At 62.7% G+C, this 24,606-nt stretch carries 24 protein-coding genes; 9 read left to right on the plus strand and 15 right to left on the minus strand.

Annotated features, from left to right (window positions below):
- Nucleotides 1–90 precede the first annotated feature (90 nt).
- A complete protein-coding gene (locus E3T24_RS08370; RefSeq protein WP_134366819.1) occupies nt 91–1,500 on the minus strand; it encodes an aldehyde dehydrogenase family protein in 1,410 nt (469 codons plus the stop codon).
- A gap of 193 nt (nt 1,501–1,693) precedes the next feature.
- On the opposite strand from E3T24_RS08370, the gene E3T24_RS08375 reads away from it, so the two are divergent.
- From E3T24_RS08375 to E3T24_RS08400, 6 genes are all read left to right on the plus strand, one after another.
- A complete protein-coding gene (locus E3T24_RS08375; protein ID WP_134410620.1) occupies nt 1,694–2,554 on the plus strand; it encodes an MBL fold metallo-hydrolase in 861 nt (286 codons plus the stop codon).
- Nucleotides 2,555–3,029: 475 nt separating this feature from the next.
- Entirely contained in the window at nt 3,030–3,722 is a 693-nt protein-coding gene (locus E3T24_RS08380) for a ferric reductase-like transmembrane domain-containing protein (RefSeq protein WP_160141064.1), read from the plus strand.
- A complete protein-coding gene (locus E3T24_RS08385) occupies nt 3,701–4,441 on the plus strand; it encodes a hypothetical protein (RefSeq protein WP_134434507.1) in 741 nt (246 codons plus the stop codon). Before E3T24_RS08380 ends, E3T24_RS08385 begins: the two co-directional genes overlap by 22 nt.
- A complete protein-coding gene (locus E3T24_RS08390; RefSeq protein WP_134366853.1) occupies nt 4,441–4,920 on the plus strand; it encodes an FMN-binding protein in 480 nt (159 codons plus the stop codon). Before E3T24_RS08385 ends, E3T24_RS08390 begins: the two co-directional genes overlap by 1 nt.
- 13 nt (nt 4,921–4,933) lie before the next feature.
- Nucleotides 4,934–5,743 (plus strand): FAD:protein FMN transferase, encoded by an 810-nt coding sequence (locus tag E3T24_RS08395; RefSeq protein WP_241976192.1) that lies wholly within the window; start codon nt 4,934–4,936, stop codon nt 5,741–5,743.
- 256 nt (nt 5,744–5,999) lie between these two features.
- Nucleotides 6,000–7,784: an ATP-binding protein gene (locus tag E3T24_RS08400; protein ID WP_134366823.1), complete on the plus strand. Its 1,785-nt coding sequence runs from the start codon at nt 6,000–6,002 to the stop codon at nt 7,782–7,784.
- A gap of 594 nt (nt 7,785–8,378) precedes the next feature.
- On the opposite strand, the gene rbsD is transcribed toward E3T24_RS08400, so the two are convergent.
- From rbsD to E3T24_RS17935, 10 genes are all read right to left on the minus strand, one after another.
- Nucleotides 8,379–8,783 carry a D-ribose pyranase gene (gene rbsD / locus E3T24_RS08405; protein WP_134403277.1) on the minus strand — a complete coding sequence of 135 codons (405 nt, stop codon included), beginning with the start codon at nt 8,781–8,783 and terminating at the stop codon, nt 8,379–8,381.
- Nucleotides 8,784–8,893: 110 nt separating this feature from the next.
- On the minus strand, nt 8,894–9,781 hold the full coding sequence (locus tag E3T24_RS08410) for an NAD(P)-dependent oxidoreductase (protein ID WP_134405100.1): 888 nt from the start codon (nt 9,779–9,781) through the stop codon (nt 8,894–8,896).
- Nucleotides 9,782–9,844: 63 nt separating this feature from the next.
- The gene (locus tag E3T24_RS08415; RefSeq protein ID WP_134403279.1) at nt 9,845–10,891 is read right to left on the minus strand and encodes an ABC transporter permease; all 1,047 of its coding nucleotides are present in this window, start codon (nt 10,889–10,891) and stop codon (nt 9,845–9,847) included.
- On the minus strand, nt 10,888–12,402 hold the full coding sequence (locus E3T24_RS08420) for a sugar ABC transporter ATP-binding protein (protein WP_134405097.1): 1,515 nt from the start codon (nt 12,400–12,402) through the stop codon (nt 10,888–10,890). Before E3T24_RS08420 ends, E3T24_RS08415 begins: the two co-directional genes overlap by 4 nt.
- Nucleotides 12,403–12,487: 85 nt before the next feature.
- The gene (locus tag E3T24_RS08425) at nt 12,488–13,459 is read right to left on the minus strand and encodes a sugar-binding protein (protein WP_166787145.1); all 972 of its coding nucleotides are present in this window, start codon (nt 13,457–13,459) and stop codon (nt 12,488–12,490) included.
- A gap of 109 nt (nt 13,460–13,568) precedes the next feature.
- On the minus strand, nt 13,569–15,050 hold the full coding sequence (locus E3T24_RS08430) for a four-carbon acid sugar kinase family protein (protein WP_134405091.1): 1,482 nt from the start codon (nt 15,048–15,050) through the stop codon (nt 13,569–13,571).
- Nucleotides 15,047–15,724: an aspartate/glutamate racemase family protein gene (locus tag E3T24_RS08435; protein ID WP_134434508.1), complete on the minus strand. Its 678-nt coding sequence runs from the start codon at nt 15,722–15,724 to the stop codon at nt 15,047–15,049. Before E3T24_RS08435 ends, E3T24_RS08430 begins: the two co-directional genes overlap by 4 nt.
- Nucleotides 15,725–15,915: 191 nt before the next feature.
- Complete coding sequence (locus tag E3T24_RS08440) at nt 15,916–16,689, minus strand: DeoR/GlpR family DNA-binding transcription regulator (RefSeq protein WP_134404712.1); 774 nt, start codon at nt 16,687–16,689, stop codon at nt 15,916–15,918.
- Nucleotides 16,690–16,729: 40 nt separating this feature from the next.
- Nucleotides 16,730–17,749 (minus strand): 4-hydroxythreonine-4-phosphate dehydrogenase PdxA, encoded by a 1,020-nt coding sequence (gene pdxA, locus E3T24_RS17930; RefSeq protein ID WP_241978656.1) that lies wholly within the window; start codon nt 17,747–17,749, stop codon nt 16,730–16,732.
- Complete coding sequence (locus E3T24_RS17935) at nt 17,749–19,071, minus strand: four-carbon acid sugar kinase family protein (protein WP_241978657.1); 1,323 nt, start codon at nt 19,069–19,071, stop codon at nt 17,749–17,751. The genes pdxA and E3T24_RS17935 overlap by 1 nt, the downstream gene beginning before the upstream one ends.
- A 184-nt stretch (nt 19,072–19,255) precedes the next feature.
- On the opposite strand from E3T24_RS17935, the gene E3T24_RS08450 reads away from it, so the two are divergent.
- Together E3T24_RS08450 and E3T24_RS08455 are read left to right on the plus strand one after the other, a co-directional pair.
- Nucleotides 19,256–20,233 carry an aldo/keto reductase gene (locus E3T24_RS08450; RefSeq protein WP_134404709.1) on the plus strand — a complete coding sequence of 326 codons (978 nt, stop codon included), beginning with the start codon at nt 19,256–19,258 and terminating at the stop codon, nt 20,231–20,233.
- A gap of 58 nt (nt 20,234–20,291) precedes the next feature.
- Nucleotides 20,292–21,128, plus strand: coding sequence for an aldo/keto reductase (locus E3T24_RS08455; protein ID WP_134404706.1), 837 nt, complete (start codon nt 20,292–20,294; stop codon nt 21,126–21,128).
- A gap of 64 nt (nt 21,129–21,192) precedes the next feature.
- Here E3T24_RS08455 and E3T24_RS08460 read toward each other — a convergent pair whose 3' ends face one another.
- On the minus strand, nt 21,193–22,110 hold the full coding sequence (locus tag E3T24_RS08460; protein WP_255574097.1) for an NAD(P)-dependent oxidoreductase: 918 nt from the start codon (nt 22,108–22,110) through the stop codon (nt 21,193–21,195).
- A 225-nt stretch (nt 22,111–22,335) separates the two neighbouring features.
- Between E3T24_RS08460 and E3T24_RS08465 the strand changes: the two genes are divergently transcribed.
- Nucleotides 22,336–23,037 carry a FadR/GntR family transcriptional regulator gene (locus E3T24_RS08465; RefSeq protein WP_134404704.1) on the plus strand — a complete coding sequence of 234 codons (702 nt, stop codon included), beginning with the start codon at nt 22,336–22,338 and terminating at the stop codon, nt 23,035–23,037.
- A 110-nt stretch (nt 23,038–23,147) separates the two neighbouring features.
- On the opposite strand, the gene E3T24_RS17330 is transcribed toward E3T24_RS08465, so the two are convergent.
- From E3T24_RS17330 to E3T24_RS08475, 3 genes are all read right to left on the minus strand, one after another.
- Nucleotides 23,148–23,312 carry a hypothetical protein gene (locus E3T24_RS17330; RefSeq protein WP_166787117.1) on the minus strand — a complete coding sequence of 55 codons (165 nt, stop codon included), beginning with the start codon at nt 23,310–23,312 and terminating at the stop codon, nt 23,148–23,150.
- A gap of 51 nt (nt 23,313–23,363) precedes the next feature.
- Nucleotides 23,364–23,537: a CsbD family protein gene (locus tag E3T24_RS08470; protein WP_134403289.1), complete on the minus strand. Its 174-nt coding sequence runs from the start codon at nt 23,535–23,537 to the stop codon at nt 23,364–23,366.
- A gap of 489 nt (nt 23,538–24,026) precedes the next feature.
- Nucleotides 24,027–24,494, minus strand: coding sequence for a hypothetical protein (locus E3T24_RS08475; RefSeq protein ID WP_134434509.1), 468 nt, complete (start codon nt 24,492–24,494; stop codon nt 24,027–24,029).
- Nucleotides 24,495–24,606: the final 112 nt, after the last annotated feature.

Below are 24,606 nucleotides of genomic sequence, written 5' to 3' on the forward strand. Positions count from 1 at the left end.
GCCGCGACGCCACGAAAAATCGCCGTTCACCGCACTCGCGTGGTGAACGGCGATTCTAGGCCGTGGCGGCTGGTCAGCCGTCGGGCTTGGTCAGCCGTTGATGACCTGGGGCACCCCGAGCGCTTTGAGTCCGTCCACGCCGAATTCCAGGCCGTAACCGGACTGCTTGGAGCCGCCGAACGGAACCATCGGGTGCACTCCGCCGTGGCCGTTGATCCAGACGGTGCCGGTCTCGAGGCGCGCCGCGACTTCGCGGGCCTTGTCGAGGTCGGCCGACCACACGGAGCCGCCGAGCCCGACGTCAACGCTGTTCGCCTCCCGGATCACCGCGTCAAGGTCGGTGTAACGGATGATCGGCAGCGCCGGCCCGAACTGCTCCTCGATGACGAGCGGATTGGCGCCGTCGATGTCGGCGATGAGGGTGGTCGGGTAGAAGTAGCCGGGCTGGTCGAGGTCGGGGTTTCCGCCGATGAGCACGCGGGCGCCGGACTCTTTCGCCGACTCGACCAGACGGGACACGATGTCGAACTGCGCCTGGTTCTGCAGCGGGCCGAGGACGTTCTTCTCGTCGAGCCCGTTGCCCATCGGCATGGCCGCGGCGACAGCGGTGAGCTCCTCGCAGACCGCGTCGTAGACGTCGTCGTGCACGTAGAGGCGCTTGAGCGCGGCACAGGTCTGACCGGTGTTGATGAAGGCGCCCCAGAACAGGTTCTGGGCGATGGCCTTCGGGTCGACGTCGGGCAGCACGATGCCGGCGTCGTTGCCGCCGAGCTCCAGGGTGAGGCGCTTGATCGTGTCGGCGGAGCTGCGGATGATCGCCTTGCCGGTTGCGGTCGAGCCGGTGAACATCACCTTGCCGATGTCGGGGTGGGTCGACAGTCGCGCGCCGATCTCGCGGTCGCCCGATACCACGCTCAGCAGGCCGGCCGGCAGCACCTGGTTCATCACCGCGACGAGGGCGAGCACGCTGAGCGGGGTATATTCGGAGGGCTTGACCACGACGGCGTTGCCCATCCGCAGCGCCGGAGCGATCTGCCAGACCGCGATCATCATGGGCCAGTTCCAGGGGCCGATCGCGCCGACGACGCCGATCGGGCGGTAGTGCACCTCGGCGTGAACCTGGCCGTCATCGACGACGACCTCGGCCTCGAGCGGCGTCGCCGCGGTGGCGCGCAGCCAGGCGGATGACGCGCCGACCTCGAAGCGGGCGTTCGGCCCGTTCAGCGGCTTGCCCTGTTCCCGGGAGAGCAGCTCGGCGAGCGGCTCTGCCGCGGCGTCGATGGCATCGGCAACGCGGTTCAGCACCTCGCTGCGGGCCGCGTGACCCAGGGCAGCCCAGGCAGGCTGAGCCGCACCGGCGGCGGTGACCGCGCGGTCGAGGTCCTCGGCGGTGTCCACGGGGGCCAGGCCCACCACCGCACCCGTTGCGGGATCGAAAATTTCTCTCGTCGGTCCCGATGCCGGCGTGATCGTCGCAAGGAGATTGTCGTAGGTGTCCATGGGTCCTCCACTTTGAGTCCGTTAGTTCTCTGAACCTATCCAGCGGATGCCGGGCCCGTTTGTTCCAGCGCGCAGTGCGGTTGTTGCCGGGCGCAGGACCGGCATCCGCTTGCCGTGCGCAGTGAGAGCGGCATCCGTGTGCCGTGCGCCGCCGCGCGGTGGCGGCGACCCCGGGGCCGCTAGGCTTCCCGGCATGGGCAACGACGCACACCCGCCGGTCGGCATTCAGCGCAGCAGCCCGCTCACCCGGAGGCTGCTCGCGCCCAACCCCGGACCGATGACCCTCGACGGCACCAACAGCTACCTCATCGCCGCGCCCCGTTCCGCCTCGGCTGTGGTGGTCGACCCCGGACCGCTCGACGACGCCCACCTGGCTGCGCTCGCGGCAACGGGTTCGGTTGCCCTGGTGCTGATCACGCATCGCCATGCGGACCACAGCGCGGCGAGCGCACGGTTCGCTCGGCTCACCGGTGCGCCGGTGCGGGCCCTCGACCCGGCGTTCTGTGTCGATGCCGGACCGCTGACCGACGGAGAGGTGATCGAGGCCGGGGGAACGCGCATCCGTGTCATCGCCACGCCGGGGCACACCGCGGATTCGGCGTGTTTCCAGTTGCCCAATGATGGACCGCACGGGTCGGTGCTCACCGGGGACACGATCCTCGGGCGGGGAACGACGATCATCGCTCCCGACGGCACGCTCGAGGGTTACCTGCGTTCGCTCACCGCCCTGCGGGCGCTCGGGCCCGCAACGGTGCTCCCCGCCCACGGGCCGGTGCTGCCGAACCTCGAGGCGGTCTGCGACGCCTATCTCGCGCACCGCCACCAGCGCCTGGCCGAGGTTCGCCGTGCTCTGGCCGAGCTGGGGCCCGACGCGACGGTCGCGCTGGTCACCGATCGCGTCTACGCCCACACGGATGCTGCCGTCCGCTTCGCCGCCGAGGCCTCGGTTCACGCGCAGCTGGCCTACCTTCGCGGCGCGGAGCCGGTGCCGGTGCCGGTGCCCGCGCTGGTGCCCGCGCCCGCGCCGCCGCTGGTGCCCGAACCGGACCAGTGAAGGTTCCCGGCGCCTCCGGACCGCCCCCGCCCCGGCCGCGCTCCCGGGGGCCCCAGTCCCTCCCGACGGGGAACGAATTCGACGGAGATCTTGCTCTAAACAGCCTGTTTTGGGCCAAAACAGCCCGATTTCGGCAAAATCTCCGTCGAATTGGTTAGTCAGTGAGCTGGTTCGTGGGACCTCGCCGCACCGGGGCAATGCGGGCTCCTCACGCCCGGCGCCGGATTACCGCGGCCGGCCGCGAGGCGCGGCGCCGACCGGCCCCCGCACCCGGCCCGCGTCTCGCACCGAGTTCGACAGTTCCGGTCGAGTTCGACCGGCTCAAGTGTCCGGCTCGACCGGAACGGTCGAACTCGGCGTGACTCATCGCAGAAAGACAGCGTCGACGATCTCCGGGGTACCCTCGGCTCTCACCCGCGCGCAGGCGCGGAACCGACTACATTGAGAGCCATTCGGTGAGATGAAGGGGAGCGACGTGACTCGGCCCAACGGTGTTGGTGTCCATTCCGTCGCGCAGACCGCCGAACCGCCCGCGCGGCGATTCTTGTGGCGTCAACGCCGGGCGGACGCGCTTGAAGGTCTGGCCTGGTTCTCGATGGCCGTGGTGCTGGCTCTCTTCCTGGCCGACGGGGGCTGGACATACTTCACGAATATCCGGGACGTCACCACGGGAATAGGGATAGTGGCCGGCCTGGTCGGAAGCAATCTCCTGCTCGTCATGCTCCTGCTGGCCGCCCGGTTGCCGGTCATCGACGGGGCGATCGGCTACGACCGTGCCCTCGCGGCCCATCGACGGCTCGGCAAACCTGTGCTGTATCTGATTCTCGCCCACATGGTTCTGCTGCTCATCAGCTACGGCCTCGCGCTGGGGCGCAACCCCGTGGCCGAGGCAATCGCCATGATCACGTCCATGCCGGACATGCCGCAGGCCTTCATCGCCCTCGTCCTCTTCGTGCTCGTTGTCGTGACCTCCCTCGTGATCGTGCGGCACAAGCTGCCGTACCTGGCCTGGTACCTGGTGCATCTCCTGGTCTATGCCGCCGTGCTGCTCGCGCTCCCCATCAGTTCGGTCAGGGCGAGCTTTTCGCGGTCGGAACGTGGGCGCGCTGGTACTGGCTGTCCCTGTATGTCGGCACCCTGGCCGCCGTGGCAGTGTTCCGGTTCCTGATCCCCCTCGTTCGCAACCTGCACCACCGGCTGCGGGTGTCAGAGGTGCGCGCCGAGGCTTCCGGCGTAGCGTCCATCGTGATGACGGGTCACGACCTGGACCGGTTGGCCGCGCACGGCGTTCAGTTCTTCAGCTGGCGGTTCTGGTCGCCCGGGCTTCGCCTGGAGGCGCATCCGTATTCACTGTCGGCGGCTCCCGACGGCCGAAGCCTGCGGATCACCGTGCGCAATCTGGGCAACGGGAGTCACCGCCTTCTCGGCGTGCAGCCGGGAACCCGGGTCTTCTTCGAGGGACCGTACGGCCTGTTCACCGCCTCGGCCCGCACCACCGGCAGGGCGGTGCTGATCGGCGGGGGAATTGGAATCACCCCGATCCGAGCCCTCCTGGAGGACATCGACACGCCAGCCGGGGCGCTCACCGTGATCCTTCGCGGCGACGACCCTGAACACGTGTACCTGAGGCGGGAGGTCGAAGAGATCTGTGGCCGTGTCGGCGCCCGCCTCGAGGTGCTCGTGGGTTTGCCACCCCACGAAGGTCATACCTGGCTGCCGTCGGCCGTGTTCGCTGCGGGCCAGACTATTTCGACTCTCGCGCCCAACATCCCCGATGTCGACCTCTTCGTCTGTGGCCCGAAGCCGTGGGCCGAACTCGTGATCCGCGATGCGCGCGAGGCCGGTATTCCCGCACACCGCATCCATGCCGAACGGTTCGACTGGTGATGCGACGCTTGAGCACCGCCATCGTCGGGGTGGGCTCCGTCGCCGTGCTGGTCGTGGGCTGGCTGGCAGGTTCGAACAGGTTCACGGATGACGTACCCGTCGCCCCCTCGACGCGGCTCCCGACCACGACACCAACCTCGCCCCCATCGGATTCCGGGCCGAGTGCGGTTCCGTCGCCCACCGAGGCGGTGCCGCTTGCCACGGCCTACGACGGCCAGCTGATCGAGACCAAGTACGGAACGGTGCAGGTGCGGGTCGTCTTCACGGACGGTGTGATCACGGATGTCGTCGCCCTGAAACTCACCGACACGAGTGAGACCTCGGTGGAGATCAGTGCACGGGCGGCGCCGATCCTGCGGGAGGAGGTGCTGGCGGCGCAGTCGGCTGCCGTGAGCAACGTCAGCGGGGCGACCTACACGTCCCAGGGCTATCTCGGTTCGGTGCAATCGGCGCTCGATGCCGCGGGATTCACGGGATAGCCGGGGCAACCCGATGGGCGTGCACACGTTCGAGACCATGGGCACCGTGGTCAGCATCCGTCTGGCAACGGATGCCGGTGCCAGCGCCGGCGCCCTGGCCGATGTCCACCGGGTTTTCGACGACCTCGACCAACGGTTCAGCCTCTACGCCCCGGAGTCGGAACTGTCGCTGATCGTCGCAGGCGTGCTGCCGCTCTCCCACGCCGGCCCGGAAATGCGCGGCGCCTACACGGATGCCCTGGGCTGGCGGGAGCGCACAAACGGGGCCTTCACCCCGCACCGGCCAGACGGCGTGCTCGATCTATCGGGCCTGATCAAGGGTGTCGCGGTGGAGCAGGCCGGCCTGGTCCTCGAGCGCCACGGACACCGGGTCTTCTCCATCAACGCGGGTGGCGACATCCTGACCGGAGGCGTGCCCGCGGAAGGCACCTGGATCACCGGGATCACCGATGCGGCCGACCGGACCAGGCTGCTGACCAGCGTGGGCCTCACTCCCGACTGGCCGGCCGCGGCGACGTCGGGTTCGGCCGAACGCGGCAACCACATCTGGCGGCGACCAGACACCGACCGATCCTTCCTCCAGGCCACCGTCATCGCCGGGGACATCGTGACCGCGGATGTCCTGGCCACAGCGATCATCGCGGGCGGACGGCCGACGCTGGATCACGTCACCGACAGATTCCGCATCGCCGTGCTCGTGCAACTCGCCGACGGCGCCCTGCTGGCGAACCCGGCCTTCCGCGCGCTCATCGCCCGCGATCCCGACGGCACCCCCAGCAGCATTCCCACAGCATCGGCGGCTGGTTCGTCAACGCAGTCATGAGGGCTCAGGCGATCGACCCGCCTCCCGCTGATCACTCCGCATGACCTCCGGCGCTCGGCGGCCAATCTCGCCATTAACGCCGACGCGAACGTGAGAGCCAACGTCCGCGATAGGAAGTCCTGCGCACGGAGCCGCGACCTGCTCGGAGGCAGTATGCTCAGTGGGCTTCGTGCCGGTCCCGTCTTTGGCGGCGAGATTCGATTGATTCTTCTTTGATTTAAGTGCAAGACTTGCAGAACTATCAAAGGACCGATCAATGAACGACGAGATATCTGCCGCACTCCGGGCAATTCATTCAGGCTCGGCTGTCGCCGACAAGCGCGAAAGTGTAACGCTCGACTTCAAACGTCAAGACAATTCAATCTCGGACACCAGCAACAACATTGCGGACGCCGTGGTCTGCTTCGCTAATGCCGGAGGGGGATCGGTGATTCTGGGGGTTCGTGATCGCATCGAGGGCCCAGATGCAATTGAAGGCACGAGTCTCGACGCATTGGCTTTGCGCAAAAGGATTCGTGAGGTCACCGCACCGAGTCTCGATGCAGTTGTTGCTGAGTTTGAATTTGAGGGCAAACGTCTCCTGGAGATTACCGTTCAGGAAGGTCTCGATGTGTATGTTTCACGCGGCAAGGTTCCGTCCCGGAGATTCAATGACGAATGCATCCCGATGACGACTGCCGAGATTAGCCGCCTCCACCAAGAGCGTCAGGGAGGCGATTGGAGCGCCCAAGACACAGGGCGCCCAGTTCAGGACATCGACCCGGACGCCATACTGAGAGTGAAAGCGCTGCTGCGTCAGCTTCCAGATGAGACTCGCAGAGCGATCGCGGATGCCGACACTGAGTTCATCCTCGCCACTTTGGGATTAATCACCAGCAATGGCACCCTCACTCGCACCGCTTCGATACTCCTTTGTCACAGCGACACGAACCCGACGGTGGAGGTTCTCGTGTATCAGCATCGGGAAAACATGGGAGGAGAAGTCAATGCCGGGCGACGCTGGACAGGCCCGCTACTCACGGCGCTAGTCGATGTCCTAGGAGTCATCGAAGCGCGCGTACAGACGACACCGATCAACCTCGCTTCGGGCCAACAAATTCAGATTCAGGACTACCCACTCGAGGCGGTTCGTGAGGCAGTCGCAAATGCAGTGATGCACGGCGACCATCGGCTTAATCGACCGATCACAATCGAGCATTCCGACCAATCGCTGGAAGTCCGCTCGCCGGGGCCCCTCGTCTCCGGTGTGACGCCGTCCAACATCCTCACACACCCCACGAAACCCCGCTTCCCATTGCTGGCTGACACGATGAGAGGGCTCGGGTTGGCCGAGAAGTGGGGCCAGGGTGTCGACCGCATGTATCGGGAAATGATTCGGAGCGGCAAGAAAGCACCAACGATCGAAGTCTTTGACGGCGATGACCCTGAGACATCGGTTACTTTCAGCGGCGGCAGCCCCAACGCACGTGTCGCGAAATTCTTCTCCACGCTTCCGCCCGGCGTGCAGAACGACACCAACGCACTGGTCGTCGTCTCGATGCTCACCGCCAAGCGCACTGTGACTGCGTTGGAAGTCGCCCCAATGATTCAAAGGGATATCGGCGTGACACAAGCAGAGCTTCAACGTTTGGCGAACGGCGAGGCAGAGCTCATCGAGCCGACGCCACGCACCGTCACCAGAAGCAACCCCGACTACCGGCTGCGAGCGAGTGCGTTGGCAGGGCTCGGATCCGCGCTCGGCTACCAGCCGCGGGGACGAAGCGACCGTGATCAGAAGATCATCGCCCATCTTCACGAGTACGGTTCCATCAACAACGCCACGATCCAGCGCATGTTCGATCTCGACGTCTTTAACGCGCGAAACGTGATTCAGGATCTCGTCGGCCGTGAGATCCTCGTCCGCACAACGAAGGCGAAGAGCGGAACTGCAGTCCGCTATGGACCAGGCGCGAAGTTCCCGGCCCGAGTTAAAGGTCGGAAGAATACGGGTCTTTCTCGGGAGCCGGCGACCCAGCTGGACCTGGAAATAGGCGAGGATTAGGTCACGAAATATTCAATAACCCAACAGATACATCGTGTCTCGACATTCCGCGAAAAGGGCCGCAGGCGTTGCGGCTCAGTCGGGGATGACTGGCTGAGCGCGACGGGACATTGCCCGCCGAGCGGCACGTCAACTAGTTCCGCAAAACGCACCTCATCGAGCGTACCCATGATTGCGCATCTGTTCACGGGCGGAAGAACTCCTCACTGGGTCAATCCCGGCAAGAAAAACCCCCTGCCTCCCAATCAAATAACGGGCTGCAGGGGGTTTTCCGTGGCGGGTTGTTCCTATAACTCACAGGCCGCTGAATCACTGGCCAGTTTTTCGGTGCTTTTGCGAACATCCTCTGCGCTCTGCCAAATAATCCTCTGGGCGCCTCGCCGCCCGACAGATGCAGGGATGCCGTCACGGATCATTTGGCTTGCGATCGAACGAAATGATCACTTGTTGGGCACGCTTGTTGAGACGAAGTTGGCACTGTCACCCCTGGGCCTCTGCAGTATTCGTTCGGTGAGTCTGCCTGAACCTGGGGCGTTCAGCGACGCGCGCCACCGACGGACCTGGAGGCGTGCATCAACTGAATCATGTGATCCCTTAGAAAGGAGCTCCTGAATATAAGAGGATGTTGGAGTAGGGCGTGAACTCGCCTGAGCGCACGACTGCGCGAGCCCGGTGAGTCTTCTGTTTGAAGTCGACATGAGGCACAAATTCAACCGAGACGCCCGCGTCGTTCAGCCGTTGCTGGATGGCTCTCAGCATGTCGGGGCTGTTCTCGATCATCTCAAGCGAAACGAGGGCTTTCTCGACTACGAACTCCGACAGAACCGTCTCGAGTACGTCGAGGAAGGCTGGCGATCCGGCTCGATACGCAAGGTCGATTCGTTCCACTGATGCGGGAATTGGAAGGCCGGCGTCCGCCACGACAATCGAGTCTGTGTGCCCGCATTCGGATATCACTCGCGACAGCTGTGCATTCAAAGTTCCGTTGTTGCGTCTCATTGGTTCTTCCTGTTCTCTCGTCGACTATGTGGCCGACCTGCACGAGGCGATGGGCGTCGGCGAGCGGGGCGGTCATCCGGCCCCGCCCGCGACGGCGTCGTGAACGGCTCTCAGGCGCGCGGCAGGGCCTTGCCGTCGGTGTCGAGGTAGTCGCGCCAGGATCGCTTCGGCGTCCATCCAAGCATCCGCTGCGCCTTCGCGCTGGAGATCCCGGAGGCGTCTGGACGGTCCGTCGCGTGCAGTTCAATCTTGTCGCCGTAGTAGGTGTGAAGGATCTCCCCGAAGTTTCGTCCGCCGACGTTATCGGGTGACGCGATGTAGAAGACCTCGTGCCCAGGCAGTTCGGACTCGGTGGCCAGCACAATAGCGTCGGCAAGGTCGTAGGCGTCGATGTAGCTCCACAAGTTGGGGCTCAGCACGGATGCGTCGCGAACCTGCGGGCCGAGGTTCTGCTCGTAGTTGTCTTCATTCTGGACCCAGCTCGGGCGCAGCGAGATGCAACGAATGTCGGAGCGCTCCACGGCCGCATTCATCAGCTGCTCACCGAAGGTTTTGGACAGTGCGTACGGATCCTGCGGGTGGACGGGGTGTTCCTCATCTACGGGCGCGTATTCGGGCAGGAAGGGCCGCTCAGGGAAGAAGAACCCCGGGACGGTTTCACTCGAAATGTTCACGAAGCGTTTGACCCCGAACCGCACGGCGGCTTCGAGAACATTGAAGGTCGCCATCAGGTTCGTCCGGAACACGACATGGGCAGGGTTTCCGGTGGGTTCTGGAATCGCGGCGACGTGTACGACGGCGTCCGCTCCACGTATGACTGCGAAGGCCTCACCGGCATCTGTGAGATCCGCCATCTGATAGCGGGCGGTTCCTTCTTCTCGACGTTCAAAGCCTGGACGGGTCAGGTCCGTGGCGAGGACCTCGTGCCCTGCGTCGAGCAGCGCTTGAGTGGCGGCGCGCCCCACCTTGCCGTGGGCGCCAGTGATAACTACCTTCATGATTGCTCCTTTTGTGTTGCCGTGTTGCGCGCGTCAAACGACGCGCGTGCGTGTTTTCGCATGTTAGTTACGTTGTTTGCGCCACATGTTCAGGGCAACGGCGCCGACAATGATCACCCCGCTGAAGACCTGCTGCCAATAGGCCGAGATGCCCAAGAGAATGAGCGCGTTCTGGATGAGCAGGAGCAGAGAGGTTCCCAGCGCTGTGCCAAGCACCCCTCCGACCCCACCGAAGAGGCTTGCGCCACCGATGACGGCTGCCCCAATCGCCAGCAGTTCGTAACCGTTTCCTGCAGCCGGCTGGCCTACGCTCAATCGCGCGGTTTCCAGGATGCCCGAGACGGCCGCGAGGGTAGACGCGATTACAAAGACCGAGACTTTCACTCGGCGCACTCGGATGCCGGACAGTTTGGCCGCTTCCTCATTCGAACCGACGAAGTAGACATGACGACCGAACGTGGTGCGGGTGAGCACGAAATGTGCCGCGACCGCCACTACTGCGGCGACCCAAACGGGGATGGGAATGCCGAGGTAGGCCCCCTGTCCGATGAATAGGAATTCTGAGGGAAACCCACTGATTGTGGATCCGCTTGTGATGCCCAGAGACAGGCCGCGGGCCACAGCGAGCATGCCCAGCGTCACCACGAAAGACGGGATGCCCATGAATGCGTTGATGGAGCCGTTCACCAGCCCGACGAGCGCGCCCCCAACGAGGGCGAGAATGACTGCCACTATCGGCGAAATGCCCAGGTTGACCATGAATTCGCCGATTAGAACGCTCACCAGCGCCACCACGGAGCCTACAGAAAGGTCAATCCCCCCGATCAGAATGACGAAGGTCATGCCCACACTGATGATCAGCGCAAGACCGATCTGCCGCCCGACGACTGTCAGGTTGCCCGCCGTGAAGAAGTACGGCGAAGCCCATGACAGGTAAACAACGAGGAGGATGACGACCCCGCCGAGGGTGGACTCTCGGGCTGTGACGATCTTCCACAGCCGATCGCGAATCTTGTGCTTCAGTGATGTCTGGGCTGCCACGGGCACAGCGGATCCGTGGGCTGTCGCACCCTGTGTTCCTTGCTTCACGGTCTCTCCATTGATGGTCATGAAACGTCCTCCTGTACTCCTGTTGCCATTGCCATTACGCGTTTCTCGGTGGCGTCAGCGGCGGTGAGTTCGCCGACACCGTAGCCCTCCCTCATGACGAGGATGCGGTCAGCGATCCCCAACACCTCAGTCAGCTCGGAGGAAATAACCAGCACCGCGACACCCTCGCCCGCGATCTTTCGGATCAGCTGGTAAATCTCGGCCTTCGCACCAACGTCTACGCCGCGCGTTGGTTCATCGAGGATGAGGAGTTTGGGGAGGCGCGCCAGCCATCGAGCCAGGACAACTTTTTGTTGGTTCCCCCCGCTAAGGGTTCCAACGGCTACCTCGATTGCCGACTCGCGAAGGCCGAGTTGCTTCGCGTACTGGCGCGCAAGGTCCCGATCGCGGCGTTGTGACACGAAAGACATCCGACTGATTCTCGACAAAGACGCGGAAGACATGTTCTCGCGGACGGGCAGGCCGAGAAACAAACCCTGGCTTTTGCGATCCTCAGGCACGAAACCGATCCCGGCCTCCATCGCTTCATTCGGCGTGCGCAATGCCATCGGTTGCCCATCAATGATGATCTCGCCGCCACTACGTTTTGCCGCACCGAATATTGTCAACGCGGCGTCGCTGCGACCGGCTCCGATCAATCCGGCCAGGGCGAGTATTTCTCCGGGACGCACGCAGAAGCTGACGTCGTGCAGCAGCTTCCCGGAACTAAGGTTCCGCACTTCCAGCGTCGGGGTCGCCGTGTGGTCCAGCGGCGCAGTTCGTACCCCGTAGAGGTCCTCCAACTCGCGGCCAACCATCATCTGTACGATATCGCTGGGTCGCGTGGTCCTGGCGTCCCGCACGCCGACAACCGAACCGTCACGCATAACAGTTATGCGGTCGGCGATCTCGAATATCTCGCGCATACGGTGTGAGACGTAGATCACGCTGATTCCACTGGACCGTAGCTGACGGACGAGATTGAGTAGGGTTGCCACCTCCTCTTCCGTCAAGGACGAGGTTGGCTCATCCATCACGACGACGCGGGCGTCGACTAGCAACGCCTTGGCGATTTCAACCATTTGGCGAAGGGCGATGTTCAGGTTTCCCACGATTTGATCGGGAGAGACTCTAATGCCAAGACTCGTCAGGATTCGGCTTGCACCGTCTCTCATCGCGCGGAAGTCAACGGTTCCGAACCTGGTTCGCGGCTCCCGCCCGACATAGATGTTCTCGGCGACGCTGAGGTCATTCGCGAGGTTGAGTTCCTGGTAGATAACGGCAATTCCGCGAGACTGTGATTCTCGGGGCGAATGAACATTGACGATCTCGCCAGAAACCTCGATCACACCTTCATCTGCGCGCGCAGCGCCGGCGAGAATCTTCAGGAGTGTACTCTTGCCGGCACCATTCTCGCCGACGAGAGCCATCACTTCTCCGGGCTCGACAGTCAAATTGACGTCGCGAAGCGCGGTGACCCCTGGATACCTCTTGACAATTCCCCGCATTGCAATGAGCGGATGCTCAGCCATTGCTACTCCTTTGTGCTTGGGACGGGTGTGAGCGGATTGAGGGGCCGGCTGATTGTCAGCCGGCCCCGGAACCCCGAGCTGACTGCTAGTGCGCGGTCTTCTGGAACTCGGCCAGTGTGTCCGGCGTGACCGTGTCAACGCCAGTGTCAACGACGAAGTTCTTCTTGAGCTTCGACGACTTGTTGTGGAAATCGACCAGGATCTGGAGAGCCTGGGCAGTCATTCCGAACGGTTTCTGCGAGATGAGCGCATCGACGCATCCGCCGTTCATTCCCTCAACGCCCTGTGGCACGACGTCGAAGCCGACGGCCTTGACCGCCCCACACTTGTTCGCTGATTTCAGCGCGCCAGCGATACCTGGAAGGTCTGAACCGCCGATGCCGATGAAGCCGGCCAGGTCCGGGTTGGCCTGGAGGACAGTCTCCGACGCCGTCTGCGCTGTTGCGATGGATTCGCCGGAAACCTCAGTGGCCACCAACTTCATGTCCGGGTACTTTGCCAATGCCTTCTTGACACCCTCCAACCGCTGGTTCAGGTTCACCGCGCTGAGGCTGCCGATGACAACGGCAACCTTGCCCTTGTTACCGACGCTCTTGGCCAGAGCCTCGCCAGCCTGTTCACCGGCCGCGACATTGTCGGTGCCGATGTAGCCGAGAACATCGCTGTTCGGAACGGGTCCGTCCCATGCGATAACCGGGATGCCGGCCGCCGTAGCCTTGGCGATATCGTCGAGGACGGATGCCGGGTCATTCGGGGAGATGGCGATGCCCGCAGGGTTGGTCGCGAGGATGGAATCGAAGATTGCTACCTGTGCGGCGGCGTCATCCGTGTCCGGCCCCAGGAACTTGGCCGTTACGCCGAGCTTGGCGGCCGCGTCCTCCATGCCCTTGCGGGCATCCACCCAGTACGGGTTGTTGAGAGACTTCGGGAGAAACACGTACACCGGCTTGTCGCCTGATGAGGGTGCGGTCGTGCTCGAGGTGGTCGTCGCACTGCAGCCCGCGAGGGCGAACGCCGCCGTGGCCATCATGGCGACCGTGATCGTGATCTTGCGCATTACTACTCCTTTGTAATTAGTGCATCTGGCTATTGGTGAAGGGCTTACTGTTCCTGGTTCGGATAGATTCCCGAATCGCATCCATGTAGAGAACCGTTTCGTTATCTCCTCATAGACGTGCTCCCTTCTCGCTCCCCCGCAGGATCCGTACCGCTTCTGCGAGCGTGGCCTCATCTCCGACGTTTCCGGCAAAGACGACGTACGGCAGACCCTTGAGTCCCCGACTGTTGCCGCCTTCGTGGACCCACACCGAAACGATTCCCGGAAACATCTGCCCCAAGACCGTTGCCCGCCGAATTTCAAGCCCCTCAGTGGCAACGTCGCTCGATGTGATTCCACCCTTCGCGAGTACCCATTTGATGGGGACTTCGTCCACCGCCCGAGCAGTCAAGAAGACCAGCGCTCGCGACACGGTTTGGGCGATCACGAGGCTGGAATGACCGGTATCACCGATGATTTGCTCCCTGCTCGACACGAGCAGGGCATCAGTCTGCTTCAGGGCTGCCACCAGAGCGTCCCCGCATCGAGCCATTTCATTCTCGGCTTGCGAAGGATCGAGTAGTTTCGGCACGTCGACTTCGACGGTTTCGAGATCCGTGAACGCGGCCTTTAGCCGCGATACCTGATGGGTGGTCAGCTCAACGTGCGAGCCGACGACCACCAGGCCGTTGCCAGCGCGCTCTCCCGACGAAAATATCTCATCATGAGTGAGCGGTGCACGACCCTCGATGCCGAGTCTTGCAGCCACGAAAGAAGGCCCCGTTCGACAAAGCACCCGAGCCCCGGCCGCTTCGGCCAAGATGAGGCCCCGCGCAACCACGTCAAGGTCGGCCTCATCAACCGCGTTGACAACAATCGGGGTCGCGTTCTTGCATGCGCGGATGACATCACACACTCGTTCCGGGCCGCCACTCCGGATGTCTTCGAGGCTGAGGCTCAGGACATCGTTCGAGGTAATGACGGAGTGAGTCTTCTCCTGGACATAGGACCTCAGGTTCGAGCTCGCAAATCCAAAGGTCGCATCGTGTGCATAGTTTGTTTGGCCGACCGGCACGAAAGTGGCGCCGGTGCCGACGTAATGCACGTCGCCTTCGGTTACCCTTCCAGCGGCTATGTACGCGGGGGCCATGATCAGCGCGTCATACGGCGAGCCCGCTGAACGAGCCAGATCGATGAGCACATCGGTCTCCAGTGGGTAGTGGCCACGCAGGGTTGAGTCACTACGAGTGATCAGCGTGTAGCGCGCACCCAGATCAGTGGCTACCCGGTCAATCACTTCCGCGACCTCCCCCACAACAGATCGAGCTTCAACTTCGTTGAGCCCTCTGGTGTTGGTGAGGATGAAGAAGCCATGGCCGGGCTGATCAAATGCCCAGCGCAGATCGTCCGCGGTCCACCCAGTGAGCACTGGGACGCCCTGGACCGACTGGCTTCCCGTCGGATCGTCATCGAGCACGATCACCCAGGTTGCTGTCGCCGCATTTGCTGTGCGAATCTGCAGGCGGGCGTCGGGGATACACAGGACGGGCGGTCCCGCAGCCAACAGCTCCTCGGCGTCCCTCACTTCATCAACGAGGCGCTCCCGATTCATTCCCCGAGCTCCGCGACGCGCTTGGCGAGGTATTCCACGCCGATGCGCGGGCTCGAGAGGACGGGCATTTTCGTCTGATCCTGCAGGCTGCCGGCGAGACGGTTCATGGATGCCTGCGAGAGGACGATCATGTCTACGCTCTTTGCCAGGTCGATGGCCTGTTCGGTAACCATTGCGTCATGCTTCTCGCGGTCCCCCGACATCAACACGTCGAAGGCACCACTGCACAACCGCTGCTCGATCGTGACTCTGCGCCCAATCTCCGCCGCCTTTGCGAGGATGAGGTCAGAAGTCGGCCCGAGCGTGGTGGGGACAGTGGCCAGGACGCCGATCCTGGTTCCCTCGCGGGCTGCCTGCATGGCCATGGCCTCGTCGATCTTCACGACGGGGATGTGCACGCTTTGGGCGGCGACATCGAGCGCCGGGCCGAGGGACGAGCACGCCGAGAAGATGATGTCAGCACCGGCCGCTTCCGCCGCCTGGGCGAGATGCGTCATGCGCAATGCGCTGTTCGTCGAGATCCCCTGCTCGCGGACCACCGTAGCGAGGACGTCCGAATCAACGAAGTGAATGACCTCAGCGCTCGGAATGAGTTCCGCGATGAGGTTGTTTATCACCGGCTCGACGGAGACAAAAACAAAGCTAGTGTGCAGGATCGCAATCTTCTTTGACACGACAATCATCTCCCTTGATGTAAGACGCAAGACGTCTGATGACTTATCATTATCGAGTAGATCAGAATTGTCAATCCGGAAAGGTAACAATTCAGAATCGTCGGCTACAGGGCCACCCCCACTCGCCCGAACTGCAGGCTCGGGAATCGAAGAGAGAGGCCGCGCGCGCCGGTCGCGACTACTGATACGAGTCAGGCCCTGTCGCCGTCCACGACTACGACGGTGACGCCCTCGGCGATGAAAGCATTGATCTCCTCTTCGGACGCGGACCTGTCCGTCACGAGAACCCACGGCAGGGCAAGTCGAGCCCAGGCGTGAAAGGGCTTCTTGCCCAGCTTCGCTCCGTGTGCGAGAACATAGATCGTTCCTGCTCTGCGAGCCATGAGCTCTTTGAGTCTGGTCTGTTCCAAGTCGGCTTCGCAGATGCCCCTGCCGGCCGTCACGGCGTCGGCGCCCAGGAAGGCGCGATCGAACGTCATCCGCTCAAGCGCTGCCTCGGTCAGCGGGCCAAGGAAGCTTTGACTCAATGTGCGCAAGCGACCTCCGAGGCAGTCAACCCGTATCCCCTCCGCGTCGGCCAGTTCCTCCAGCACGGTCAACCCCACGGTCGCTACGCGAAGATCATTGGCGGAGCGCAATTCATGTGCGACTGCGGCGACAGTGGAGCCGGCATCAAGCAGCAGGATCTCACCTGGACGCACCTGGGCGGCGGCCCATCGCGCGATGGCTCGCTTCTCCTCGAAGGCCTCTCCCATGCGCTCGCGCAAAGAGGTTTCAGCGTGAGAAACGAGACTTACTGCGCCTCCATACGTTCGGACGAGCCTTCCTTGCGCGTCCAGGGTTGCGAGATCGCGGCGAATCGTTGACGCAGTGACGTCGAACTGGGTGGCCAGGTCCTCTACGTTTGCCTTTCCCCCTGTTGCCAATAGGACGATTTCCTCACGGCGGGTTCGCGAGGACGTCATCTGAGCCGTCCCTGACGAGTCCGATTTCCGTGCTGTCTATTCACCGGGCGCCCGGCCGGGTGGCCATTTCTGCCGCCTGATGAAGCGCCTCGACCATGCTCCGTGGGTCCGCGATGCCCTTTCCGGCAATGTCAAAGGCGGTGCCGTGATCTACCGAGGTACGAATGACCGGCGTACCGACAGTTATATTCACGCCAGCCTCGATGCCGAGCACTTTGACCGGGCCATGGCCTTGGTCGTGGTACATCGCAACAACCAAGTCGTAGTCGCCACGACCTGCAAGGAAGAAGAGCGTGTCTGCCGGCAGCGGGCCGTATGCATCGATTCCGGATTCACGCGCCGCCCTGACGCCGGGTTCGATCTTCTCCGCTTCTTCGCCCTGGCCAAAAAGGCCACCCTCTCCGGCATGCGGGTTTATGGCACAGACACCGATTTTCGGGTTCGGGTTGCCCGCCCGGACAAGCGCCTCGTGCCCTCGGCGAATTGTGCGTTCCACCAATCCCGGGTTGATCATCCGGACCGCATCCATAAGGCCGACGTGGGTGGTGACGTGGATGACCTTGATCCTGCTGGTGGAGAGCATCATCGACACCTCGGGTGTTTCGGTCAGGCGTGCCAGAAGTTCTGTGTGGCCGGGATAGAGATGCCCGGCCGCATGCAGCGCCTCCTTGTTCAGGGGAGCAGTGCAGATCGCTTGGACCGCTCCGGACATAGCCAGCTCAGCGGCAACTTTAATGTATTCGTATGCCGCGTTTCCGGCGACAGCGGACAGTTGCCCCCAGGGGAAATCCTCGGGGAGCATGGCCAGGTCAATGACGTTGATGCGGCCAGGCTCGAAGACAGCGTCGCCCACACTGTCAACCGGCACGACGGTGGCCTGCACCCCGATCAGGGCCGCAGCTTGCCGCAACCGGATGGCATCGCCAATGACAACTGGCCGGCACTCTGCGTTCGACATCGGGTCCAGCAGCGCAGCAACCACGATTTCGGGCCCGACGCCTGCGCCGTCGCCCATCGTGACCGCGATGAAGGGAAGGTCGTGCGGATCAATGGTGTTCATCAGTGTGCCTTTCTAGGCGTTTCCGGCTCGGCTGAAAGATACGAGTGAATGTGATCGAGGATGGTGCACAGGCTGTCCGGCCCCCCGAACGATCCAGGTCTGGTTACGACCAGCGTGTTGCGGTCGGTACGTGACAGCACGGCACCATGCTCGATTTCAGCCAGCGGCTCAAGCCAGTGGATGTTCAGTGAGTTCAAAACGGCACGGGCCGTCTCTCCGCCAGTCAGCACCAAGGGCGCCTGTGAGGCAAAGGGAGAAACAAACTCGGCCAGGGCTGCGGACAGCGCCCTAGACGCCGCTGCGTCCACCTCCGTCGCGCTGAGGCTCACGGCGACGGGCCCCGCAAGCAATGCCGTTCGCAGCGCGGCGGAATCCGCACCGCCCCCAAGAAGTTCCGCCGGGTTCATCGTGACCATGCAAACTCCGGACGCAGCTAAGGCCTCCAATTGCATCCGACTCGCCGCTGATGCGGTGCCGATCACAAAGAGAACAGGCTTCCGCGCAACGACCGGGCGCAGCGAGACCTCGATGGGTGGTGAAATGTCCAGCATCCCCTCCTCGCTCCGGTCGATCCCTGAGGAGCAAACCATCCGAGGCTCGTCCAACGCCCGAAAGAGTGCCGCGCCCAGGGCAGACGAACCGGCCAGCTGGGCATTCTCTCCGCTCATGGCCGCGGCAACAATCAGGTCTAGATCTTCCGCGGTTTCCGCGTCGCAAATGGCGATTGCGTTCTGCTCGGCAAGCACACCCAGAACTCGGCCCAATTCCCGTGCGTCCCCACGGACGGCGCTCAACTCAACGAGCAGGGAGGCCAGCGGGGCTATCGCGTCGGCGATTGTTGCCGGAACCGTCCGCCCCTCGTTGGACCAGAGCGAGGACTCGTGCAGGGGTACGCCCGCAATGTGAACTACACCGCCGATCGTGCCGCGGCCCAGAGCCGGCAGCGCGGGCGCAAGAACGACCGGGCCACGCGTGAGCAAAACCCCGAGGTCGCTGGACATGTGTCCTCGCAAAAGAGAATCGACTTTGAGAAAGACGCAGATACTTTCGTTGCCTTCAGGAATCCGCTGCACGAGCGCCTCCAGTCGCGCAGACGCGCTCTTGGCGTCCAGCCGGCGACTGTCGGAATCGAAGACCACACAGGTGTGCCCGGGATGCTCAAACTCGGTATCCGCGGGGTCTACCGGAACCAGCACGATGCGCGCCGTCTTGACAAGCCCCTGTCCACGTTCTTGCGCGGTCTGTGCAGAGAATTGCATGAAGGCTGCGGCCGTTTCGGCTGCGCCGGAAAGGTCATCCGCGATCGCAAAGACGCGCTTCATCCCGGCCTCTCCGACGCTGGCTGCTGTTGATCTTCTCAATGAGACCTCCGTGGCGGGTCGCTGTGCTCGAGAACACGCCACCGACGGTCACTGCGCACATCACGCTACTTTGGTTGCGCGTTTCGCGCAATCATGAGATGTTAATAACTCGGCAGACGTGAGTTCTGGCAGAGGAAGTGAAACGATGAACGAAACGCATGTCGAAGGTCTCGAGCTTCCCCTCTCCCATCTGGTTCTCGGTACGATGACCTTCGGGGACACGGTGAACGCTGCCGCAGCCGCCTCGCTGGTAGACGCCGCACTGGATGCAGGCATCACCGTCATTGACACGGCCAATGTCTATGCCGGCGGATCGAGCGAGGATATCCTCGGTTCGCTTATTCCAAAGCGCCGAGATTCTGTCCTTCTCGCGACCAAGGCCGGCATGCCTCATCCTGATGCCGGGGAGCACTCCCCGCTCTCCGCTGCCGGACTGCGCCGCAGTGTGGATGGCAGCCTCCGTCGCCTGAGGGTCGAGCGCATCGACCTGTTCTATCTGCACCAGCCGGACCGCGCCACGCCCCTGCAAGAGACGATGGGTGCCATCGCGGAGCTGGTCCGCCAGGGGACGATCGGCGCATTGGGCGTCTCGAATTTTGCTGCCTGGCAGATATGTGAGCTCAACCGCGTCGCGGATGCCATCGGCACCCCCCGACCCGTCGTCGCCCAGCAACTTTTCAACCTGGTGGCGAGGCGGATCGAGGACGAATACCTTGAGTTTGCCAGCACGGCCGGTCTGCTGACCATGGTGTACAACCCGCTGGGCGGCGGTCTGCTGACGGGAAAGCACCGTTTCGCGGAGGTGCCGACCGAGGGCCGATTCGGAAGCTCCAAGTTGGCAACAATGTACAGACAGCGGTACTGGAATCCTCAACTCTTCGGCGCGATCGAAGCATTGGAGAGAATCGCCACCGGCGCCGGCATCACGCTCATCGAGCTATCCTTGCGCTGGCTCATGAGCAAACCAGATGTCGGAGCCATCCTGCTGGGCGCTTCTGGGGTTGAGCAGCTGCAGTCCAACATCAGCGCGGCGCAAAAAGGCCCGCTCTCGGTCGACATGATCGCTGCCTGTGATGACGTGGGCCGGATACTTCGGGGACCGATGGCCAGCTACAACCGATAGACGTATTGCCCCCTCACGACGATTCGCGACGACGATTACTCAACGGAAACGAGAACTGATGCCCAACGCACCTTCAATTGTCCTGAATAACTCAGTAGAAATCCCGCAGTTGGGCTTCGGCGTTTATCAGATTGAGCCGGACAAGGTCCGCTCCGCTACAGAGCGAGCCCTGAACGCCGGTTACCGCCACATCGACACGGCGGCGGCCTACGCCAATGAAGCGGGCGTCGGTGAGGCCGTTCGCAACAGCGGGATTCCCCGAGACGAGATCTTCATTACGACCAAGTTGCGCAACGCAGATCAAGGCTATGAAAGCACCCTCAGGTCGTTCGAAAGGAGCAGTCATGAGTTGGGACTCGAGGTCATCGACCTGTACCTCATTCACTGGCCTTACCCCCGGCACAACCTCTTTGTGGACAGTTGGAAGGCGCTGGAGAAGCTTTATTCGGATGGTGTCGTTCGGGCAATCGGAGTCTCCAACTTCCTTCAGCCGCACCTTGAGCGAATCTTGACAGAGGGCGACATCGTTCCAGCTGTGAACCAGATCGAGCTTCATCCGAGCTTCCAGCAGGCCGACCTGACGGACTATTCCATTGCCCGCGGCATTTCTGTCGAGTCTTACAGCCCTCTCGGCCAAGGACAGGACTTGTCCGGGGCCGTGGTGAAGGAAATCGCCGCGACGCACGGAAGATCTCCCGCCCAAGTAGTACTGCGCTGGCATCTGCAGCGTGGTTTCATCGTGATTCCGAAGTCCGTGTCAGCGCAGCGGGTTCAGGAAAACATCGACGTTTTCGACTTCTCACTGAGCCAGGATGAGGTCGCCCTGATCAACGGACTCGAGTCGGGCCTGCGAACAAGTGGCGACCCGGCCACCTTCGATTTCCCGCAGATCTAGAACTCACGCAGTTCGTCTACCCGCGGTTATCGAGTCGAGTCCGCACGAATTTTCCTTCTCGTGATTAGGACAATCTGCGCGGTGCGATAACCCGGATGATCGCTGAGTCATCGGCAGCGCCCAGGCCCTGCGCTTGGCCCAACAAGAAGAGTTGCTCTGCGGCTGCGGCCAGAGGGGACGGCAATCCGGCGGCTCGCGTCGCCCGACCGACGATGCCCAGGTCTTTGACGAAGATGTCCAGCCGACCGAGCACTTCGACACCGCTCTCCTCATATGCCTGGAGGATGCGTGGCCCGCGGTTGGACAGCATGAAGGAGCCTGCCGCCCCTGCCTCCAGGGCTTCAAGACTCTTGGCCCGGTCCAGACCGAGTGAATCCGCCAACGCAAGCGCCTCGGCCGCGGCCGCAATGTGCACACCGCAGAGCAGCTGATTGACGGTCTTCAGCGCCTGACCATCCCCGGGCTTGTCGCCCACAACAGTGAGCGTGGAGGCGAGGAGTTCCAGCACCGGGCGTGCTTGTTCCAACGCCTTGGACTCAGCCCCCGCAATGATCAGCAGATCGCCTTGGGCGGCCCGTACCGGCCCTCCGGACAGGGGTGCGTCAACCAAGGCGATATGCACGCTGGCCAACCGCTCCACGGTCGCCGGAATCACCTCCGTGCCGACGGTGCTGGTCAGGATCACGACGGAGTCAGAATCGAGGACTTCGGCGACGCCGTTGTCACCGAATAACACGTCGTTCAGCTGCTCGCCGTTGCGCACGGCGAGCAAGACCAAGCTGGCTCCGGATACCGCGGCAGCAGCCGTATCGAAACTCACCACACCCGCGCCGCCGGCCAAAGCTCTGCGACTCTCGTGGGTGTCGAAGCCGTGGACGGTGAACTGGCTGGCCAGCCGAACGGCCATGGGAAGTCCCATCGCTCCAAGGCCCAGGACGGCGACAATGGTTCTCTTGACATTGTTCTCTGTCTGCAACGACAAGATGACATCTCCGATAGTTGATGAGTGAAATTGAGCAGGGGTCGAGCCCGCAGTGCACGACTCATTGATCCACCGCCGACGCGCAGACGCTCGAGCAAAATCAGCGAATGTCTGACATCATATGTTTAGTTATCATCGACATGGAGTGTTGAAATGCAATTTCGCCTCCGTCGAGTATCGCACCACGCCATAAGATCAGCAGGAACATCCCCTCAGGAGGGCAACATGGCACGTCAGTCCTTGGTGGGTATGGTGTCTGATGACCTTCTCAACCGGATCGTGTCCGGAGAATTCGGCCCCGGGTCTACTCTGCCGGGCGAGCTGGAACTGACGGCCCAGCATGAGGTAAGCCGACTGACCGTCCGTGAAGCCGTCAAGACGCTGGAGGCTCAGGGCGTGGTGCGAATCGAGCGCGGCCGGGGCACTTACGTGAATCCGCTGTCGCGATGGACATCGATGGAAGCCGTACTTCGCGCAACCTCTGAGGGCGAGAATGACACCGCCGCGTCCATTCAGCTCATCGAACTACGTCGGATGCTAGAAACCGGTGCTGCGGAGTTGGCTGCCACTCGTATCACGGCCAAGGAACTCGAGAGCATGCGCGATCATGTGACGACGATGAGGGCTGCCCACCACGCAAACGAGGTCGGACGCTTCGTCGACGCGGACCTCGCCTTCCATGACGTCATCCTGCAGGCCTCCGGCAACGTGTTCGTGGCCGTTCTCTTCGCTCCACTCTCGCAGGTTCTTTCCGCACGCAGGGCCCAGACGTCCAAAGTGGTGCAGATCCAGATCCACGCCATCCACGAGCACGCCCAAATACTCGCGGCTCTGGCCTCAGCCGATCCTGAGCGGGCGCGACTGGCGATGGACAGCCACATGGCTCAGACCATGAACGATCTGAAGACTTTCGTCCTGCATATCTGACGCGCCATCCTGGCGCCGGAGCGAGCGATGAGCTTCCTTCTGAAAGCCTGGGCGGGGTGGGACTCTGAGCAAGCCGTGCCTCCGTGGCTTCGACGGGATTCCGACGCCTGTTATGCGCCTCGGCGACCCGACATCGAACGCACCAAGAATGCAATCACCGCCAACACCAGCAGGATCACGCCCACCCACAAGAGGAAGTTCAGCGACTGCACAAAACCGCCCGTCAGCAAGAGGACGACCGCGATGATGGCCACGACGATCAGCAACATGTTCATGGTGTTTCCTTTCCAAGGTTCCCGGAATCTACGGACTACCAGACTCGTTCGCTATTTCTTGAACACGTCTTTCACATGTTCGCCGGCCTGCTTCAGACTCGCCTTGGCCTGATCGGTCTTGCCTTCAGTCTCAAGCGACTTGTCCCCCGCGATCTTGCCTGCGCTCTCCTTGAGCTTTCCCGCGGCCTTTTCAGCCGCGTTCCTGATCTTGTCGGCCTCACTCACTCGAAGACAGCGAGGCAGCGCCGGCCGATCGGATCCTCAGCGTTCCGAACGAGCACCTTTCCGGCCACGATACTCTCGGCCCGCGATCGGCGGGGAATCCGCACTGGATGAGCCCCCGGCCAGACGATCACTTCCAGGCTGGCTCCCGATGGTCTGGAGGAGGACACTCGGCGGTCGTTTGTCGCGGTCGCACTTTCGCAACTCACCCCGTGCTGAGGAGCCCGACACCGGCGGCGCTCCCGCCAGGCGGCTGCGAGCGAGAGCTTGAATGGATGGCGTCGGCGACCACGGCGGATAGCTTTCCTGTGCGAGCGAGCGTGGCGCGTTGCCTGCCTTCCCCGGTTCCTCGCCGCATGATGACGGCCAGCCCGGACAAGCCCTCGCGGACGTGAAGGCGCCGAATCTCCGCCCAATCCTGCACTGTGATCACGCATCCAATCGCGGTGGCGTGTTGCGACGAGACCTGATACTCGCCGAGTATTTGCTGGTCTACATCTCCAAGAGTGCTGACATCCGGCAATCTATTGTTCGGGAAGCTTCCCGACTGGGGTCCGGTGCCGTCGCGGGGATCTGGTTGCCGCAGAGGACCTGTTCACTTCCAATGGCCGCTGAAATTTGCGCGGACAAGTCAAATGCCAGGAGCTCCTTCGCGGATTCGCCACTCAATTGCGGGTCTCTTCCTTCGATTAGAGCTTCCACAAAGTCCCTGCCCGAACGGATGGAGCTGGTCTCCCAGCCGACCGGGATGTCATCGAAGCTGGTCAGGACGCCATCGCGATAGAGCTGAACTGGGACCGGACCCTTCGGAACCTCCTTGATACTGACTACGCCGCCCTCCTGCGCGAGGTACCCGAAGAGCAACTCGCCCACCTGCTCGATCAACTCGTCTGCATGAGCGAGCGTCGCTGCCACTCCGAGGCGGCGTTCGGGGAGCCACTGGAACGCTGAGACCAACATGCCGCAACCCTATGAGCCCGGGCGACTGGCGGCGCGGTTCAGCCCGGCGTTGCCGACAATCAGGTCCGCCGCGAACGCGTGGTCCATAGCCTTGGGCCAAGGCACTGACGCG

This window comes from Cryobacterium sp. TmT2-59 (assembly GCF_004403545.1).
GTDB classification, from domain to species: Bacteria; Actinomycetota; Actinomycetes; order Actinomycetales; family Microbacteriaceae; genus Cryobacterium; species Cryobacterium shii.